This window comes from Bacillus sp. ISL-41, from assembly GCF_018613235.1.
In the GTDB taxonomy this organism is placed as follows: Bacteria; Bacillota; Bacilli; order Bacillales; family Cytobacillaceae; genus Mesobacillus.
In genome coordinates this window covers 44,558-62,745 of the sequence record NZ_JAGGQP010000006.1, presented here as the reverse complement: position 1 = coordinate 62,745, position 18,188 = coordinate 44,558, and the positions used below count along the sequence as shown (strand labels likewise).

Annotated in this window: 17 protein-coding genes; 5 read left to right on the top strand and 12 right to left on the bottom strand. The window is 42.6% G+C overall.

The genetic code is table 11. The features are described from left to right. Window positions 1-251: 251 nt before the first annotated feature. Window positions 252-401, bottom strand: coding sequence for a hypothetical protein (locus J7I80_RS02500; RefSeq protein WP_214735844.1), 150 nt, complete (start codon window positions 399-401; stop codon window positions 252-254). Between the two features lie 208 nt (window positions 402-609). Between J7I80_RS02500 and J7I80_RS02495 the strand changes: the two genes are divergently transcribed. Next, on the top strand, window positions 610-1,602 hold the full coding sequence (locus J7I80_RS02495; protein ID WP_214735843.1) for a DUF3231 family protein: 993 nt from the start codon (window positions 610-612) through the stop codon (window positions 1,600-1,602). A gap of 47 nt (window positions 1,603-1,649) precedes the next feature. On the opposite strand, the gene J7I80_RS02490 is transcribed toward J7I80_RS02495, so the two are convergent. Continuing rightward, window positions 1,650-4,049 carry a S8 family serine peptidase gene (locus J7I80_RS02490; protein ID WP_214735842.1) on the bottom strand — a complete coding sequence of 800 codons (2,400 nt, stop codon included), beginning with the start codon at window positions 4,047-4,049 and terminating at the stop codon, window positions 1,650-1,652. A 429-nt stretch (window positions 4,050-4,478) separates the two neighbouring features. On the opposite strand from J7I80_RS02490, the gene J7I80_RS02485 reads away from it, so the two are divergent. Then, the gene (locus J7I80_RS02485; protein ID WP_214735841.1) at window positions 4,479-5,708 is read left to right on the top strand and encodes a dicarboxylate/amino acid:cation symporter; all 1,230 of its coding nucleotides are present in this window, start codon (window positions 4,479-4,481) and stop codon (window positions 5,706-5,708) included. A gap of 53 nt (window positions 5,709-5,761) precedes the next feature. Here J7I80_RS02485 and J7I80_RS02480 read toward each other — a convergent pair whose 3' ends face one another. From J7I80_RS02480 to J7I80_RS02465, 4 genes are all read right to left on the bottom strand, one after another. Then, window positions 5,762-6,517: a hypothetical protein gene (locus J7I80_RS02480; protein ID WP_214735840.1), complete on the bottom strand. Its 756-nt coding sequence runs from the start codon at window positions 6,515-6,517 to the stop codon at window positions 5,762-5,764. A gap of 205 nt (window positions 6,518-6,722) precedes the next feature. Further along, the gene (locus J7I80_RS02475) at window positions 6,723-7,682 is read right to left on the bottom strand and encodes a PDR/VanB family oxidoreductase (protein ID WP_251027549.1); all 960 of its coding nucleotides are present in this window, start codon (window positions 7,680-7,682) and stop codon (window positions 6,723-6,725) included. A gap of 18 nt (window positions 7,683-7,700) precedes the next feature. Further along, window positions 7,701-8,159 (bottom strand): dimethylamine monooxygenase subunit DmmA family protein, encoded by a 459-nt coding sequence (locus tag J7I80_RS02470; protein WP_214735839.1) that lies wholly within the window; start codon window positions 8,157-8,159, stop codon window positions 7,701-7,703. Further along, window positions 8,156-9,106 carry a heme-dependent oxidative N-demethylase family protein gene (locus tag J7I80_RS02465; RefSeq protein ID WP_214735838.1) on the bottom strand — a complete coding sequence of 317 codons (951 nt, stop codon included), beginning with the start codon at window positions 9,104-9,106 and terminating at the stop codon, window positions 8,156-8,158. The genes J7I80_RS02470 and J7I80_RS02465 overlap by 4 nt, the downstream gene beginning before the upstream one ends. Window positions 9,107-9,413: 307 nt before the next feature. Here J7I80_RS02465 and ahpC point away from each other — a divergent pair, with 307 nt between their 5' ends. The 3 genes from ahpC (at window position 9,414) to J7I80_RS02450 (ending at window position 12,425) form a co-directional block, all read left to right on the top strand. Then, window positions 9,414-9,977 (top strand): alkyl hydroperoxide reductase subunit C, encoded by a 564-nt coding sequence (gene ahpC, locus J7I80_RS02460; protein WP_167830988.1) that lies wholly within the window; start codon window positions 9,414-9,416, stop codon window positions 9,975-9,977. Window positions 9,978-9,990: 13 nt separating this feature from the next. Beyond that, on the top strand, window positions 9,991-11,520 hold the full coding sequence (gene ahpF, locus J7I80_RS02455) for an alkyl hydroperoxide reductase subunit F (RefSeq protein ID WP_214735837.1): 1,530 nt from the start codon (window positions 9,991-9,993) through the stop codon (window positions 11,518-11,520). 200 nt (window positions 11,521-11,720) lie between these two features. Further along, window positions 11,721-12,425 carry a DUF421 domain-containing protein gene (locus J7I80_RS02450; RefSeq protein ID WP_214735836.1) on the top strand — a complete coding sequence of 235 codons (705 nt, stop codon included), beginning with the start codon at window positions 11,721-11,723 and terminating at the stop codon, window positions 12,423-12,425. 79 nt (window positions 12,426-12,504) lie between these two features. Here J7I80_RS02450 and J7I80_RS02445 read toward each other — a convergent pair whose 3' ends face one another. From J7I80_RS02445 to J7I80_RS02420, 6 genes are all read right to left on the bottom strand, one after another. Continuing rightward, window positions 12,505-14,025, bottom strand: coding sequence for a malate:quinone oxidoreductase (locus J7I80_RS02445; RefSeq protein ID WP_353050078.1), 1,521 nt, complete (start codon window positions 14,023-14,025; stop codon window positions 12,505-12,507). Window positions 14,026-14,221: 196 nt separating this feature from the next. Further along, the gene (locus J7I80_RS02440) at window positions 14,222-14,758 is read right to left on the bottom strand and encodes a GNAT family N-acetyltransferase (protein ID WP_214735834.1); all 537 of its coding nucleotides are present in this window, start codon (window positions 14,756-14,758) and stop codon (window positions 14,222-14,224) included. Between the two features lie 30 nt (window positions 14,759-14,788). Beyond that, complete coding sequence (gene rlmH, locus J7I80_RS02435; RefSeq protein ID WP_214735833.1) at window positions 14,789-15,268, bottom strand: 23S rRNA (pseudouridine(1915)-N(3))-methyltransferase RlmH; 480 nt, start codon at window positions 15,266-15,268, stop codon at window positions 14,789-14,791. A 100-nt stretch (window positions 15,269-15,368) separates the two neighbouring features. After that, window positions 15,369-15,539, bottom strand: a complete 171-nt coding sequence (locus tag J7I80_RS02430; protein WP_483297209.1) for a CxxH/CxxC protein — start codon at window positions 15,537-15,539, stop codon at window positions 15,369-15,371. Window positions 15,540-15,660: 121 nt separating this feature from the next. Continuing rightward, window positions 15,661-16,893 carry a S1C family serine protease gene (locus J7I80_RS02425; RefSeq protein ID WP_214735832.1) on the bottom strand — a complete coding sequence of 411 codons (1,233 nt, stop codon included), beginning with the start codon at window positions 16,891-16,893 and terminating at the stop codon, window positions 15,661-15,663. A 497-nt stretch (window positions 16,894-17,390) separates the two neighbouring features. Continuing rightward, window positions 17,391-18,185, bottom strand: coding sequence for an MBL fold metallo-hydrolase (locus J7I80_RS02420; protein ID WP_214735831.1), 795 nt, complete (start codon window positions 18,183-18,185; stop codon window positions 17,391-17,393). Between the last annotated feature and the right edge of the window lie 3 nt (window positions 18,186-18,188).

Sequence of the window (18,188 nt, the reverse complement as noted above, 5' to 3'; positions counted from 1 at the left end):
CTGACCGGTCATTTGTCAATCCTGGATGTACAGAAGCTAGAAATAGAGAGCATAAAAAAATCCGCCTCATAAAGAAGCGGATTTCTTTTTTCATTTACTAGAAAGAGTACGAACTTTTATATAAAGATTAGTGTCTAACTCCAGCGCCTAGCCCCTCGAGTCGCTTCGGTCCGCCCAATGAAGTCAAAGATCGACTTAATCAGTCGGCCCTCCAGCGCTTGTCGGGGGTGACCAAGGCGCTTACGCTTTTCTTATTCATCATCTATCTCGCCGTCACCGATTTCATCTTCTTCCTCGACGTCTTCTATCTGTTCCCCTTCCTCAGGCGGTGCGTCATTGCCGCAGCCAGTTACAGTGAACATAGAAATGGCCAAGAATAGCATAAACAATAGCTTTTTCATTTTCATTCCTCCTTTGAAAAAAGTATTTCCAAGGTTTAATTTTTCTATGTAGTTCGCTACGGAAGAATTCACCGATCCTCAAAAATAGATTTACCCAGACTTAATGTCTGGTTTTAGATGAATGTTGAATTAATCTCAAAATTATTTTATTAAGTGTAATAAATCTCAGTAAAAGATTAACAATAATACCAAAGGAGTGACTCGCCCCATGAGTGGAACAAATGTAGAACTTACCTCAACTGAAATTTCGAATATATGGTCTTCCTACTTGAAAGGCAGTATGGAGTTGAGGTTTTTTCAATATTTCAATGCAACTGCAGAGGATCCTGAGGTTAAAAATATAGTAGAAAAAATGATGGAGTTTTCACAAAAGAGTCTTGAAGACCTTGAGGTTATTTTCAAAAAAGAAAACCTGACGATTCCATTGGGCTTTACCGAAAAGGATGTACGGCTGGACGCGGATAAAGTATTTTCAGATACCTTTATTTTATATATTTGCCATGACTTAACGATGTTGTCACTAAGTACATATCCAAGCGCATTCCCTGACTGCACCAGGAAGGATGTCAGGAATTTTATTCAGAATGCGATAGAATTCACTATACAAATCCAAAATGAAATCACAGATTTAATGTTATCCCAGGGAACTTACCTAAAATCCCCTCAGGTAGCGATGGACCATACAGTCGATCTGGTTGATGAGATGAAATACCTCAACGGACTATTCGGCGGCTCCCGGCCAGTGAATGCAGCAGAAATCGCGAACCTGTCAAGAATCATCCACCGGGCTCGCTTTTCGAAGATGATCCTTGTTACATTTAGCAAACTGGCGTCCCACAAGGATGTTAAGCAGCATTTCAGCAAAGGAAGAGACGCACTTGAAAAAGTCTTGGAAACGCTGGGAGATGTGTTTGAAAAAGAAAACATCCCCTATTCAGCTTCCGGGGATTATAATATGTTCGATGTGAGAAATTCACCTTTTTCTGATAAATTGATGCTGTTTTTCGTGAATACTTGCCTTGGAATGTTCTGCTTCATCATGATCAACCAGGCGCTGACCTCCAGTTTGAGGACAGATATCGTCACCAAATTTACGATAATATCCACCCAAATGAAGAAGTTTTACGGAAAAGGCCTGCTTCTGACGATCACCGAAAAATGGCTCGAACAGCCTCCGCAGGCTTTGGATCGGAAGGTATGAAAAAAGGATTCCGACTGGATTAATCCAGGGGAATCCTTTTTGAATATTTATTCTTTTGTTACCAGGTAAGCTTTGTACTCTGTAACGCCTGCTTTTTCAACGTATACTGCCAGTACCCAGTCTCCGTTAGGAAGTTCAATACCATTTTGAACTGTTCCGTCCCATAGGAATTCATGGTATGGAGTTGGAGCATTGGTGAATGTTCCTAATGTATCAATATAGCCACCAATCTTTCCATCAGGAGTTAATACAAATAGATTATATTCCACCACTTCCGCCCCACCAGGCAGATAGGCTCCAACATAGTATTCATCTTCCACCTTATCCATATACGCACCTGTTACACGAGGGTAGTCAGGCTCTCCAACGAATAGGATTGTAGGAACGTCAAAGATTTCAAATCCATCAGATACTGCGATTGTTCCCTCATAATAGCCAGGTTCCAGTTTAGAAGTATCAACCTGAACATTGAAGTTCACCTGCTGGGACTTGCCGGCGTTCACTTTCAAGTTCTTGCTTGTCATCACCTTGATGCCTTCAGGGTTTCCAGCAAACTCAACATCAAAACTATAAGTCTTGGTTTTATCTGAAAGGTTCTTGATTTCAAAGCTATTTTCTTCAACTTGTTTGCCGCTATCCTTTACAAACTTGCCAAATGAATGGCTGCCTGGAGCGACAAGAGTTTCTGTATTCAAAGCATCTACAATACGGATGCTCCCTGCTCCTTGCGTGTTATGTGCATAAGGTTTTTCGGTAGCTGGATCAATTACATCATCTGCAGTGTTCATCAATGCAGCTTTCACATCTTCAGTACCCCAATTTGGATTCTTTTCCAACAGCAATGCCGCCGCACCGGCTACGTGAGGGGAGGACATACTAGTACCTTGTAACGCAGCATATCCTTCGCCAGGGAAAGTACTTACAATGTTCACGCCAGGAGCTGATACATCTGGCTTGATCATCCAAGAAAGCGTTACTGGACCTCGGGAAGAGAACGAAGCCATTGTTTCACCGATTTTCTTAGCAAATTTAACATTAAAAGCTACTTTGTTGTTGCCTGCTTCTAACTCAGAAAGCAATTTTTGGCCATCTTCATTTGATGTCTTGATGGTTGGTACAGCCATGCCAGGGACATCTGGTTGTTCACCAGCAACATTGTTGAAGATGATGGCACCAACTGCGCCAGCACTCTTTGCATTTTCTGCTTTGTCAACAAATGCATATTCACCTCGGCTGATTAAAGCGATTTTTCCTTCAAGTTCTTTCCCTTTAAAGTCACTTTCGGCACCTAGACCGACATAAACAAACTCATATTCCTCACCGTCTAACGACAATAATTCATCATCTGATGGGAATCCCATCACTTTAGCAGTTGGATATTCTACACCCTCAGAAGTGAATAATCCAGCACTATAATAGTTGTATGGCAGCTGTGTAGCCCCTACAGAAATGGCATCACGGGAGGTACCAGGTGATCCAACTGTCCAGTTGTTCGGGCCTGAGTTTCCGTTTGAAGTTACCGCTACAACGCCTTCTGCCATCGCCCAATCAAGCGCAATCGAAGTTGCCCAGTCAGGGTTGTTCAATGTGTTACCAAGAGACAGGTTCATGACGTCAGCGCCGTCTTGAACGGCCAATTCGATACCAGCCACTACATCTTCTGTCGTACCGCCATTCGCACCCAGAACGCGATAGCCTAACAACTTAGCATCAGGAGCTACTCCTTTGATTGCTCCATTCGCAGCCACTGTACCAGATACGTGCGTACCGTGGTATTGTCCAGCACCTTCCTGGGGATCGTTATCCTCATCTACAAAGTCATATCCTTTGTAATCCCCAAATGCATGCGCAAGATCAGGGTGAGTGTAATCAACCCCAGTATCGATTACCGCTACGGTAACTCCCTCACCTGTAAATCCTGCGTCCCATGCCTCATTCGAACCGATGAATGGAGCACTGTTCATCATATTCGGGCTGAATTCCTCAGCTGAAATTTCTTCGGCAGAAATAACATCAGCTGTGTAATGAACATTCGGGTATACCGCCTTTACGCCAGGCAGCGCTAATAGTTTGATAATTTCATTTGCTGGTAGTTTCGCAGAGAATCCAGAGAACACATAATCATACTCCCTTTTCACCTCTAAATCTTTAACGGAGTTCTTTAATGCACCAATTACTTTTCCTCGTTCAGACTTCAGGCTTGCCTTTGTCTGCTTCATTCCTTTATGCTTCGCTTCCACGATTGATTCTGCTTTTAGCTCGACAATGACCGAAGTCGGCCTGCTGGATGAAAGTTCAATGTCCCCGAAAATTTCTGCTAAAGGCAGCTCCGTCAGTTTGGTTTGTGAGGTTGTCCCTCCATTTGCTGCTGCTCCAAAGCCGAATGTTGAAAAAATCATGACGAATGCTACTAATGTAAGTAATACTCTTGGAAAATACCTCTTCATTCCTTCGCCTCATCCTCTCTCGTAAAATAATCAAAACCCTCACTCTTCTGGACTGAATTGACACCTCCTTAGGTAAAAAGAGTGAGTATGTATCTAGAAAATCCCTTACCTATTACTAATTAACTAATCTTTCAAGATACCCTCTAATAAATTAAACAAAAATTCTGACTACTATCGCCAAAAAAAATAACATGAAAACCTATCATAAACGATCTAGTAACAAACTCTGCTAAAACGTACAACTATTCGCCGGCATATGCCTTTCCGCTTTTGCAAATATAGGCTAGTATTTGGTCATCTTTTGCCCATTCCGCTATTGTCTGTTTCAGATAACAAGTGTAGTTTATTATTAAGTGGGGGTTTTTTAGACCTAAACACCGGTATTAAGTTAAATAAACAATTTTATAAAAAAAGAGGCGATACTAGAAAGTGAACATTTGGCATTCATACAAAAACTCATCTTTTATTTTAAAAATGACGGTCGGCTTTGTGGTTGGTATATTGGCTGGTGTTTTATTTGGGGCGGAGGCAGAGGTCTTCAAGCCGTTTGGAACGCTGTTAATAAAGCTACTTAACCTGATTGCTACGCCTGTTGTATTCTTGACGGTTGTGCTTGCGGTCAATCAAATGAATCCTGCGCAATTAGGCAGGACCGGAGGGAAGCTTGTACTTTATTATGGGGCAACGACGGCAGCAGCCGTCTTGATCGGCCTTGGACTTGCGCTGTGGATCAATCCAGGGAATTCCCTTTCACTGCCTGATGCAGTAGTTGAGAAGCCTGCGACACCTTCCATATCAGATGTGATCTTCAATATTGTCCCGGATAATTTCTTCTCCGCTTTTACTTCAGGAAATCTAATGGCCATCCTGTTTCTGGCGATCATTATTGGATTTACAATTTCGGGGATGCGATTTGCTGGTGAGGAGAAAACCCAAAACTATGGAGCCCAGCTGCAAGCATTTTTTGAAGCGGCGAATGAATTATTCTTCAGGATTCTAAAGGGCATCCTCCTTTATGCACCAATCGGTATTTTTGCGATAAGTGCTTCGACATTCGGTACACAAGGTTGGGATACATTAACTTCGCTATTGGAGTTTACAGCGGTATTCTATATCGGGGTCATCATTCTGTGGATCTTTGTTTACAGCGGAACATTGAAACTATTCAAGATTCCGGTCAGAAGCTTTTTTGCCAACACTAAGGATGCCTACACGACTGCGTTCTTCACCTCCAGCAGCATTGCCTCATTGCCAGTGGCGATTGAAAGTGCGAGGAAGGCGGGCATCAGCGAAAAAATGGTGAATTTCAGTTTACCTTTGGGAGCTGTGTTCAACTCAGATGGCGGCGCACTTCGGATGGGTGCCTCGATAGTCTTTGCTGCCAATGTAACAGGGATCAGCTTCTCACTGACTGACTTCATTACGATCGTGCTGATCGGGACTCTCCTTTCCATTGGCACAGCAGGCATCCCTGCCGCAGGGCTGGTGACTTTATCAGTCGTGCTGACGATGTTTGATTTGCCGCTGGAGGTCGTAGCGCTGATTGCCGGCGTCGATGCCATTATCGGGATGGCCGGAACAGCCTCTAATGTAGTAGGAGACGTGGTTGGTGCAGCAGTTGTCGACCAATCTGAAAAGAAGGCTGAAATGGCTGGATAGTAACTGATTAAAACCGCATCTTATGGGATGCGGTTTTTTCGCATTTCAAATACTTATACTTCGTTATTATTCAAATTGCCAGATAGAGAATCGATTTCAGCAGCTGAAACTTCGGAAACTGTTTTTTCAATATGAAGCATCGCGGAGAGTACGTATATGAAGGCCTCGTACATTGGGGATGTTTGTAATTGGTGAGCGAAGAGTGGATGAAAATGTACGCCCATATCTTTTCTGGCTTCATAATCAAAATGATAGAAATCGGTAACCGGGAAATACAGTCCGTCCCCCATTGGCATTAGGGTTCCGACCACAACTTCTCCAACTTTTACAGGGACTGCTAGCGGATCCACCACGATTACATCTATCAGCTTCTCTTCCAGCATGTCCATGACAATCAGGACATCATCGTTAAACTTATACACAATAGCGTAAAACTTTGTAACCGCTCGATCGAATGTTTTCATCCACGATTCCAAAATAGGCTGGTTCTTAAAAATTTGTTTATGGGTGATAATATATTCATCTATACATGTGCTGCTGAAAGATAATTTTGATTCGCAGGATAGCCGCCACCAAAATAGATTTTGCAGCAGAGCAGCTCCCTTTTCCTCCATTACATCCATATTCTCCATCAGTTCCTTGAGAAACGTTAAATATACAGGGTAGTATTCTTTTAATGCAAACACCGTGAAGTCGTTCCATACTTCGTTAACCATTTGTTCCTGTAACTCTCTGGATAATGGATGGGCTGCCCGAAATTTTTTCGTCCTGGTTCCTGTCTGTAAAAATTCCACAACATTGCTTGTCATAATTTCACCACCTTTAGAACTTTTCAGCTGTTTTCGCATTGATTGTTGCTATCATTTATGATCCTAAACCGAGATCGTAGGTGTAAAAGCAACAAAGGTTTACAAAAAGAGCTTATTCTTTTAGTAATTTGCTACAACAGCTAAAAATCCTCTTGTCTATTTGGTGAACAAAAAAACCAAATGTACAAATGACATTTGGTCTCCATTATATTTTCAATACTAAATTTCCCTTCCCACGTGAAACACAGCTTAGCATCATGTGATTGGCGCTCTGCTGCTCTTCTGTCAGGAAGGAATCGTAATGGTTGATCTCTCCTTCTGCCACCTTTACTTCACATGTACCGCAGCCGCCGACTTTGCAGGAATACGGGATATCAATGCCATTTTCAAGAAGGACATCGAGCAGCGATTGGTCTGCAGGCACATTGAGATGCTTACCGCTCTGGTTCAATGTAACTGCAAACGGGACTGAATCCTTCATTACAGGTGGCGAGAAGCGTTCATAATGAACATTAAACGCAGGATAGCCATAGCTTTTGGCTGCACTTGCGAATTCATCGATCATTTTTTCCGGCCCGCAAAAATAAACATGTGTGCCGATTCGATGATCCGTTAGTAGATTCGAAGATAAGCGTTCCGGCTTCTCCCCTTCTGAAAAATAAAAATGGCATTTCCCGGGATAGGTCTCGTTCAAGTAATCATAAAACGCACACTGCTCTTTTGATTTAGCTGCATAGTGCAGCTCAAAGGATTGGTTTTTTTCAGCAAGCTCAGCCATCATCGATAAAAAGGGCGTGATCCCAATACCTGCTGCATAAAAAACATGATGCCTGGCCTGAAAACTCAAAGGAAAGTGATTTTTTGGATAGCTGACCTTTAACACATCACCTTCAGAAACATGATGATGCCAGTACTCAGAGCCGCCAGTTGAAGGTTCTGCCAGCCTGACTGCGACTTCGATCAAGCCGGGTTCAGACAGGTTAAAAACTGAATATGATCTCTCCAATGTCCCTGATTTCTTCGGCAAATAAGTGGTGATATGCGATCCCCCGCTGTAGGGTGGCAGCTTCGATTCATTAAGCGCCTGCAGAGTGAACCTTTTAATCGTCGTTGTTTCTTGTTTAATTGATTTTATCCGTATGTCCAGAGTCGAATTACGATGCAATCGAAGGCTCCTCCTATTCTACTTGATATTGACATAACCTAAATAAGCATCCAAACGGCGTGAAAAATGGTCCGACACTTCAAGTTCCTGGCCGCAATATGCACAAATAATATGCGTTTGCTCCGAAACTTCACTTTCGGCATGGCAAGTGCAGCAGATCAGTCTCCTTTTAGCAGGTTCAATAGTGAGCAATTGAAAGTCATGTTCCGAAAAGCCTGCCTTGATGGCTTCACCTTGTATCCTTTTTAAAAAATCAGGCTTACCTGAAATGTAGAGATACGCACCCATTTTCTGCTGGCTAAACCATTCGTTCACAAATCCTTCTTCGCTTTCTTCTAGGAAAATTTGAAAATCAAATGGCACATTCTCATCCATCGCCTGGCGAACGAGAATATATAAAGACCTGGCCCCTTCCGGACCTGCACAGAATAGAAACTTTCTCTTACCTTCTATTAATGAAGAATGATCTTGAATCATCTCTTTTTTAATTCCCCTTCCAGATACTCCAGGACAACTTCACGGTAGAGAGAGATGCCCTTATAGTCAGCTATGAATTCCGGAAGTTCTTTGAGAATCGCAAAAAACTGCTCCAGCCATGGTGTATGCTCAATGAATTCCTCAAGAGGAAGCATATGGGTATGGATCGTAAATAAAATTCCATTGCTTTTTGGCAGACGGAATAATTTTTGGACCTCCACTCGAAGATGTACCAGATCGCCCACATTTTCTTTTGTCACCTTTTTACGAGCCTGGCCCCATTCCGCAAAGGTTTCAAGCGATGTATCCAACCGGTTTCCTGCCATCAGTGACCAGTTTTTCCTCCACCATGGGCTTCCGGCCTCGATTCTCATTAAAAACTGAAGGATCCGTTCATCAAGAGACTCCGATTTGAAGCCTGGAATGGGTGTATGTATTTCTTTGAAGGACATGCCAGCATCAAAATACAATGACCAATTGGCCGGGAAACAAAGCTGGCCCGCATCCAGGAATAAATCGCCGTCCCTCTGCATCATCAGGATCAAGTCTTCCTGGACATGCCGCCCCACATAATCCAGTGGCTCCACGTCCAGTGTAGTCGGATCTCCAAAGGTGAAAGATTGTTTTTCATCCGTTTGCAGGTTAGTGAATATCCAATGATCATCATTGTTAACAAGCTTGAATGTTTCAGGATAATATTTGGCCAGCTGGTGCAGGATTAAATCCACCGCTTCCCACTGGGCATCCATCGTATGTGGCTCTGAGTGATAACAACGCTCGGGATGCTTTTTCAGCAGCTCTCTTTTCAAATTCATTTCTTCTATATAAGATTCCGTCACTTCGATTGCAATTGGTGGATTTAATGGAATGGCATTGTTAGAATATCTATAGACATCATGTTCACCAAATGGATAAGGAAATGAGCGGTTTTTCTCAGTGGAGACCATTCTATCCCCTCTTTTCTGAATTTTTCATCTACTTAATACTATACATAAGTTTGCTGATGAATTCATTACAAGGGCGAAAGTTGGACAAGCTGATAGATGGCAAGTTATAAACTGCGGTATAAATGTGTCTTTTTTCTGAAATAATGATGAAGTATTAAAAGCCGGAGTTTATCACTTGACACTTAATAGGTTTTATATAATAATCGTTACTGTATTAGAATTATTCTAGTTTACCGAATAGTTAACTGAACTCTATCAGTGAAACTATTTCAAAAAATAATTCAACCATTCAAGGAGGAAATTAATCATGGCATTAATCGGCACTCAAGTTTTACCATTCACAGCAAACGCATTCCACAACGGAGAATTCATCACTGTTTCTGAAGAAAACCTTAAAGGCAAGTGGAGCGTAGTAGTATTCTACCCTGCTGACTTCACATTCGTATGCCCAACTGAGCTTGAAGACATGCAAAACGAATATGCTACATTAAAAGAAATGGGAGCTGAAGTATACTCTGTATCAACTGATACTCACTTCACTCACAAAGCATGGCATGACCACTCAGAAGCAATCGGCAAAATCGAGTACATCATGATCGGCGACCCTTCACAGAAAATCTCTCGCAACTTCGACGTATTGAACGAAGAAGATGGTCTTGCAGAGCGCGGAACTTTCATCATCGATCCAGATGGCGTTATCCAGACTGTTGAAATCAACGCAGGCGGAATCGGCCGTGACGCTAGCCAAGTAGTAAGCAAGCTAAAAGCAGCACAATATGTACGCAACAACCCAGGCGAAGTTTGCCCTGCAAAGTGGAAAGAAGGCGGAGAAACTCTTAAGCCAAGCCTTGATCTTGTAGGAAAGATTTAAGGGGTACACTCCCATGTTATTAGACGCAGAAATTAAAGCACAATTAGCCCAATATCTTCAAATGATGGAGGGCGATGTGCTGCTTAAAGTTAGCGCAGGATCGGATGATGTATCACGAGACATGCTGGCTTTAGTAGACGAATTGGCAACAATGTCATCCCATATTAAAGTGGAGCATGCTGAATTAGAAAGAACACCCAGCTTCAGTGTCAACCGCCCTGGTGAAGACACTGGCGTGACTTTCGCGGGCATTCCTTTAGGACATGAATTCACTTCATTAGTCCTGGCTCTGCTGCAGGTTAGCGGAAGAGCCCCTAAAGTAGACCAGAAAGTCATCGATCAGGTAAAAGCGATTAAAGACGAATATCGTTTTGAAACTTATGTCAGCCTCAGCTGCCATAACTGCCCTGATGTGGTGCAGGCCTTGAACCTGATGAGCATTTTAAACCCTGGCATTTCCCATGTCATGATTGATGGCGCTGCTTTTAAAGATGAAGTTGAAAGCAAGCAGGTCATGGCCGTGCCAACGGTCTTCCTGAATGGTGAAACATTCGGAAGCGGACGTATGTCCCTGGAAGAAATCCTTGCAAAAATGGGTTCAGGCCCTGATGCATCTGAATTGAACGATAAAGAACCTTACGATGTCCTTGTTGTCGGCGGCGGACCAGCTGGTTCCAGTGCGGCAATCTATGCGGCTCGTAAAGGAATCCGTACAGGTATCGTTGCAGAACGCTTCGGCGGACAGGTTATGGATACTTTGGGCATTGAGAACTTCATCAGTGTGAAGCATACTGAAGGTCCAAAGCTTGTCGCAAGCCTTGAGGAGCATGTAAAAGAGTATGGCGTTGATATCATGAACTTACAGCGCGCAAAACGCCTGTCGAAAAAAGACCTTATTGAACTTGAACTTGATAATGGTGCAGTCCTTAAGAGTAAAACTGTCATCATCTCCACTGGTGCCCGCTGGCGCAATGTCAACGTACCAGGAGAAGCTGAGTTCAAGAACAAAGGTGTTGCTTACTGCCCTCACTGTGACGGTCCATTGTTCGAAGGAAAAGACGTTGCGGTTATCGGCGGAGGAAACTCCGGTGTTGAAGCAGCAATCGACCTTGCGGGTATCGTAAAGCATGTAACAGTCATCGAGTTCAACCCAGAACTTAAAGCTGATGCCGTTTTACAAGAACGCTTGAACAGCCTTCCGAATGTTACAGTCGTGTCTAACGCACAAACAACTGAAATTACCGGAACAGACAAAGTGAACGGTATTTCCTATGTTGACCGTGCAACCGGTGAAGAACACCATGTTGAACTGCAAGGTGTATTCGTCCAGATCGGCCTTGTACCGAACACAGAATGGCTCGGTGACACTCTTGAACGCACTCGTTTCGGTGAGATCGTCGTAAACAAGCAAGGTGCCACAGATCTACCTGGCGTCTTTGCTGCAGGCGACTGCACGGACAGTGCATACAAACAGATCATCATTTCAATGGGATCAGGTGCAACTGCAGCATTAGGTGCGTTTGATTATTTAATCCGAAATTAATTTATATGCAAGAAAGAAGCTGACTCCAAAGGTCGTTGAATGACGCCTTTAGAGTCCGCTTTTTATTTTCTAGAGACTAGTTTTTTGGAAAAAGATTATTGTATGGATAAAAGAGATAACTATTACTCACTAAATTGGATTAATAGATGGACCTGGGAGATAAACTAAGTGATAGCTTCTGGGTAAAGGATGTGACTTTAATGGATTTTTTCCAGAGCCAGGAATCGCTTACTGCTATTCAGTGGGTGCTGCGGGCTATTATTGGTTTTTTCTTTTTATTAATTGTAACCAGAGCTCTTGGGCAACGGGCCATCTCCCAATTAAGACCCCTGGATTTTGCCATTGCCTTAGTAATCGGGAACATTATTGCCCATCCCCTATCAGACGAGCATCTAGGGTTAAAAGGCTCTATCATCACAACTACTGTCTTATTGGCATTATATCTTGGCGGAATCTATCTGATACTCAAATTTCCCTGGTTTAGAAGGTTACTCAACCATGCACCAACCACCATTGTTGAAAATGGAGAAATACTTAACAAAGGATTAAAAAAAGCAAGAATCTCCATTGATGTATTATTGGAAGAGCTGCGAGAAAGAAAAATAGAAGATGTGAAAAAAGTAGCCCTGGCGATTTGGGAGGCTGACGGAAAATTATCCGTTTTCTTAGATCCAAAATATGAACCACTGACTCCCTCCTCTCTGCAAATGGCTGCAGAGCCATTCAATTTTCCAAGGACGATCATTAAAGAAGGAAAAATAAATTACGAAGTATTGAATCAAGTTCACAAGGACGAAGGCTGGGTTGTCTCAAATTTAGAAAAAGTATTTCAGACAGAGGTTCGAGATGTCCTGCTTGCCACCCTTGATAATAAAGACATCCTTAAAATATTTTTATATAAATAATCAATATGCTTCAGACCTGACAGCGGAGTATAGAAAAAAAATAACCTTCAATCCAAGCGGATCGAAGGTTAAAACTATATCAACTGAGGACCTTTACTTTTTCATTTAATCCAAGCATTTTAGCTGTTGATTCATGAATATCATGGAACAACTCAGGGTTGTCGACTAAAGACACTCCATACGAAGGTACCATTTCTTTGATTTTATCTTTCCATTCGAACATTCTCTCTGGGAAGCATTTTTCCAGTACCTCAAGCATGACGTTAACCGCAGTAGATGCTCCTGGGGATGCTCCTAGCAATGCGGCTACTGAGCCGTCAGAGGCGCTTACAACCTCTGTTCCGAACTGCAGGGTCCCTTTGCCAGTGTCGGTATCCTTGATGACTTGTACACGCTGTCCTGCGACGACGATACCCCAGTCCTCGCTCTTGGCATTGGGAATGAACTCACGGAGTTCTTCCATCCGTTTTTCATGAGAGAGCATTACCTGCTCAATGAGGTACTTAGTCAATGCCATTTCCTTCATGCCTGCAGCCAGCATAGTCACTACATTATTTGGTTTAACAGAACCGATCAAGTCCAGATTCGAACCTGTTTTCAGGAACTTCGGTGAAAATCCGGCAAACGGTCCAAACAGCAAACTCTTTTTGTTATCGATAAATCGTGTATCCAGGTGCGGCACAGACATCGGAGGAGCGCCTACCTTGGCTTTTCCGTATACCTTTGCATGGTGCTGCTCGACAATCTCAGGATTGTTGCAGACCATGAATAATCCGCTTACCGGGAACCCGCCAATTTGCTTTGATTCTGGAATACCCGTTTTTTGCAGCAACGGCAGACTGCCGCCTCCACCACCGATAAAGATGAATTTAGCATAATGGGATTCTGTTCTTCCGCTTTCAAGGTTCTTTACCTTTACTTCCCATGTACCATCGCTGGCACGTTTGATATCTTTTACACTATGTCTATAGTTAATCTCGACGTTCTTACTCTCCAAATGCTCGAACAACATACGAGTTAACGCGCCAAAGTTAACATCCGTTCCTGAATCAATTTTGGTTGCCGCTATCGGATCATTAGATGTACGGCCCTTCATGACTAAAGGAATCCACTCCTTCAGCTTTGCTGGATCCTCCGAATACTCCATTCCTTGAAACATAGGTATATCTGAAAGCGCTTTAAATCGTTTTTTCAAAAACTCAACATTTTTTTCCCCTTCTACTAAACTCATATGAGGCAGGGGCCTGATAAAGTCCTGGGGATTGTGAATCAAATTGCTTTTTATAAGATGAGCCCAGAATTGCCTTGAAATCTGAAACTGCTCATTTACGTTAATTGCTTTACTAATATCTATTGAACCATCTGATTTTTCAGGTGTGTAGTTAAGTTCGCACAATGCGGCATGGCCAGTACCAGCGTTATTCCACTCGTTCGAGCTTTCTTCACCAGCTGAAGCAAGTTTCTCAAACACTTTGATTTCCCACTCTGGTGCTAACTCTTTCAGTAAGGATCCCAACGTCGCACTCATGACTCCGGCACCAATTAAGATAACGTCTGTTGCTTTCTGTACGTTGCTCATTATACCCTTCCTTGTCCATATATTTGAGTAGGCGCGCCAGCATATATACCACTTATGTGCACACCTTAATCGTTCGTTCAAACCTTAACATATTCAATTATAATGATTTATAGTTTAAAATTTCTACTATTTACTGATTATTATAAACTATTTTTCCATAGTAAAAAAGTGAGAAGTTTTTATATAAGGTTTAAGAATGAAATGTCTATATGAGTTTTTATAAAATACAGCCCATTTCTATGCGCACTTCTTTTTTCTCTTTATCCTCATTTGAATAAGAAATAGCATTAAATCCAATTAAATCAAAACCATTTTTCAAATAGAATTGGATGGCAGGATAATTAGATGTTTGCGTTTCTAGATTAATCGCTCTGACGCCTAACTCAGTTGCTCTTTTCTTAGCTACTTCAATTAATCCTCTGCCAATCCCCTTTTTCTTAAAACGATCATCTACATATAGATCATGAATTAATAATGTATTATTCCACTCCATGTGTTGTATTACCATAACAGCAGCTTCTTCTTCATCAAACTCCGCCAAATAAACTTCTGATCCTTCCTTATAAGGTTCGAAAATTTCTTCTTCAAATTTTTTTACAAAAGGAATTTCAAATCTTTCTTCAGCTAATGAGAAGTCCCAACCATTATTTTGGCGTTCTATTTGGATTTCATAATATTTTTCTGACGTATATTTATATACTACTTTTTTCCCTGCAGGGAAGTCTTTTTGATAGATTTGCCGAATCGTTACCAATATAATTTCTCCTGACTATATTTAAAAATCTCATTTATGATAAGGTTCCCCACGATTTATCCTGTAAGCCCGATAAATTTGCTCAACGAGGATCAGCCGCATCAGCTGGTGCGGGAAGGTCATCTTTGAAAAGCTTAGCTGTTCATCTGCCCTCTTTAAAACTTCATCACTCAGCCCGAGGGATCCTCCGATGACAAAAGCGATTTTGCTTTTTCCGTACGTCGCCAGTTTATCGAGGGTGTCTGCGAGCTCTTCTGATGATTTAAGTTTTCCATTAATGGCCAAAGCGATAACAAATGTATCCGGGCCAATTTTCGCGAGGATTCGTTCGCCTTCCTTTTGCTTGACCTGGATCATTTCAGTATCGCTTAATTCCTCCGGCGCTTTTTCATCAGGAACCTCGATGACTTCCACTTTCGCGTAGCTGCCAAGTCGTTTTAAGTACTCCTCAATCCCCTGCTTCAGGTATTTTTCTTTTAATTTTCCAACCGTCACGATTGAGATATTCACAGTCATCCCCACTTTACAAACAGATTACAAACAGTTTACAAACAACTTATCAACAGGAGTTATCCACATATTCACATCGATATCCACATTTAGTAGGCGATCATTCGTTCGCCACAATATATACAGCAGGTTGTCCACAGTATCCACAGACGAACTCCGACTTATCAACAGCCTCTAATTTCGTTAATTGAGGTGCAGTTTCAAACTCATCAACCGCTTCATCCAGCGCCAATTCTACATGTTCACCGCAGCAATACTTCATAAAACTCATCCTTTCAACTTCTTTTTATATCATTATCATTTGCTTAAATTGACTTTTAAATTTATCCACAATGACCATTTTAACACAAAAAAACAGGAAGCATTCCGCCTCCTGTCATTATCCACAACTCTTATAGTGTTTCTCCACCAAGCTTCATTGTCGTTTCTTCCAACTGCCCATTTCGATAATACTTGATTTGCATCTCATCGCCAACCTTCTTTTTATTGTAAAGGTGCTTGCGAAGATCAACAACATCTCGGATTTCCTCGCCATCCATTTCAATAATGACGTCATACTCCTTCAATCCTGCCTGCGCCGCTGGTGAATTTGGCTGTACGCCTCTAATAGCGACACCATAGTTAACATCCTTAGGAAGCTTTAATGTATTTTGCTGATGATAGGATGATATCTCATTTACGGACGCTAATTCCACGCCCATGAATGGCCGCTGCACTTCTCCTGTCTTCTCCAGATCCTCAATGATTGGCGCAGCGTAATTGATTGGAATAGATAAACCGATTCCTTCTACAGCACTCTGGGCAATCTTCATCGAGTTAATGCCAACCACCTGGCCATCGATATTAATCAAAGCTCCTCCACTGTTTCCAGGGTTAATGGCTGCGTCTGTCTGTAAAACTTCTGCCTGCCAATCGGGAGTTCCATCCTGATTGATATCGACTGGAATCGCCCGTTCTAAACCAGAGATGATTCCCTGTGTAACGGATCCTGAAAAAGTAAGTCCGAGCGGGTTACCGATTGCAATGACTGGTTCACCTGGTTTCAGGTTGTCTGAATTGCCGAATTCAGCAACGACTTTAATCTGGTCGGCTGGGACTTCCAATACAGCCAGGTCAGTCCAGATATCGCTTCCTAAAAGCTTGGCAGGTATCTTCGTTCCGTCTATAAGGCTGACCTCAAGTTCGGAGGCTTCCGCCACAACATGATGGTTTGTGACAATATAGGCTTTGTCACCTTCCTTTTTATAAACGACGCCAGATCCTGTGCCGCCTGATTCCTGGGATTGCCCCCAGAAGCTAGTACTTTCCTGGATATTCGTAATCCCGACTACTGCATCTCCTGCCTTGTCAACTGCTTCAGTGATTTGCGAGTAAACATCAATCGATACATTTTTCTTAGTTGTATTGCCTTCTTCACTTTCTTCAGCAAGCTCTTCATCTGTTATTGCTGTTTGATTTTTAGGTTCTATTTTATATGGCAGCACATCCAAGTTAGATAATAAGGGAATCGAGAAGATCACCAATAATGCTCCTATGACTGCGCCTGCCAGGCTGGCCCAGAAGCCGCCTTTCCTGCTATTTTGTGGTTTATACCGGCTTTGATAATCTTGATCATAATAACCCAATGTCCACCAATCCTTTCATTGACCAATAGAAACGTTAGTTATTTTTATATAGATTATTATACTATCAGTGAAGGAAATTTCTAAATCATAAGCCCCTCAATTCCCTTTTGAAAATTGCTCTGTTAAACTCGGCTGTTGATTTCCGTTCCAGGCGCTTCGCTTTCCGCGGGGAAGAATTAAGAAAAAGCCCAACTGCCGGCTTTTTCAAAGATCAAATTCTTCCTTGCAGTCCGGGAGTCTCCTCGGCGCTTCAAGCGCCTGCGGGGTCTCCCGATGACTTGCTCATCCCGCAGGACTTTGAAGAGCTTCGTCGAACCTTCCCACGCACGATGGAAATGCGTTAGCATTTTCGGAGGAGTCTTTGCGCCTTCCACTTCAATCACCAGGATGTAATAACAACACTTAGCTTTAAAAGAGCCTTGAAAATAAAAAAGAGCAAAAGCATCTAAGCATGATGCCTTTACTCCTTTCCCTATTCATTCATGGCTATAAACAAGTTAAATGGCTGTCAAAGGGGTTGGGGTCTTTGGATCTGTATCAAGCAAATCGAACTGCTCCCCTACTAAGATGCCTTTGCCTTCCAGGGTTTGGGTGACTGACATCCTGGCAAGGTCCTTCATATTGTTATCTGTGCTTAAGTGAGCCAGATAAATCCGTTTTGTATTGTCCCCTGCCACTTCGCTCATTGCGACAGCTGCATCCTCATTCGAGACATGGCCATAATCGCTAAGGATCCGGCGCTTGACGCTCCATGGATATCTTCCCATTCTCAGCATCTGGACATCATGGTTGCTTTCAAACACATAGGCATCAGCATTGGATATGATTCCTTTCATCCGGTCGCTGACATAGCCTGTGTCTGTGATAAGCACCAGCTTTTTGCCTTCTTTATGGAATACGTAGAACATCGGCTCGGCCGCGTCATGTGAGACACCGAAGGATTCGATATCCAGGCCGCCGAAGGTTTTCACAGTTTCCATGTCAAAAGAGAATTTCTGTTCAAGCGGGACTTCCCCAATCAAGCCGTCCATCGCTTTCCATGTTTTTTCATTCGCATAGATTGGCAGCTTGTACTTACGGGCAACGATTCCTATGCCTTTGATATGATCGCTATGTTCATGCGTCACTAATATACCTGAGAGGTCCTTTATATCACGGCCAATTTGCTTAAATAATGCCTCCATCTGTTTGCCGCTCAATCCGGCATCCACTAAAAAGGATTGGCCCTCCGTCTCCACATAGATCGCATTTCCCGTACTCCCGCTGGCGAGAACACTAAAATGCAAACTCATATC

Coding starts and splice junctions, on each gene's coding strand:
- J7I80_RS02500 (WP_214735844.1), bottom strand. CDS start 401: ATGAAAAAGCTATTGTTTATGCTATTCTTGGCCATTTCTATGTTCACT.
- J7I80_RS02495 (WP_214735843.1), top strand. CDS start 610: ATGAGTGGAACAAATGTAGAACTTACCTCAACTGAAATTTCGAATATA.
- J7I80_RS02490 (WP_214735842.1), bottom strand. CDS start 4,049: ATGAAGAGGTATTTTCCAAGAGTATTACTTACATTAGTAGCATTCGTC.
- J7I80_RS02480 (WP_214735840.1), bottom strand. CDS start 6,517: ATGACAAGCAATGTTGTGGAATTTTTACAGACAGGAACCAGGACGAAA.
- J7I80_RS02470 (WP_214735839.1), bottom strand. CDS start 8,159: ATGATTCAAGATCATTCTTCATTAATAGAAGGTAAGAGAAAGTTTCTA.
- J7I80_RS02465 (WP_214735838.1), bottom strand. CDS start 9,106: ATGGTCTCCACTGAGAAAAACCGCTCATTTCCTTATCCATTTGGTGAA.
- ahpC (WP_167830988.1), top strand. CDS start 9,414: ATGGCATTAATCGGCACTCAAGTTTTACCATTCACAGCAAACGCATTC.
- ahpF (WP_214735837.1), top strand. CDS start 9,991: ATGTTATTAGACGCAGAAATTAAAGCACAATTAGCCCAATATCTTCAA.
- J7I80_RS02450 (WP_214735836.1), top strand. CDS start 11,721: ATGGATTTTTTCCAGAGCCAGGAATCGCTTACTGCTATTCAGTGGGTG.
- J7I80_RS02430 (WP_483297209.1), bottom strand. CDS start 15,539: ATGAGTTTTATGAAGTATTGCTGCGGTGAACATGTAGAATTGGCGCTG.
- J7I80_RS02420 (WP_214735831.1), bottom strand. CDS start 18,185: ATGAGTTTGCATTTTAGTGTTCTCGCCAGCGGGAGTACGGGAAATGCG.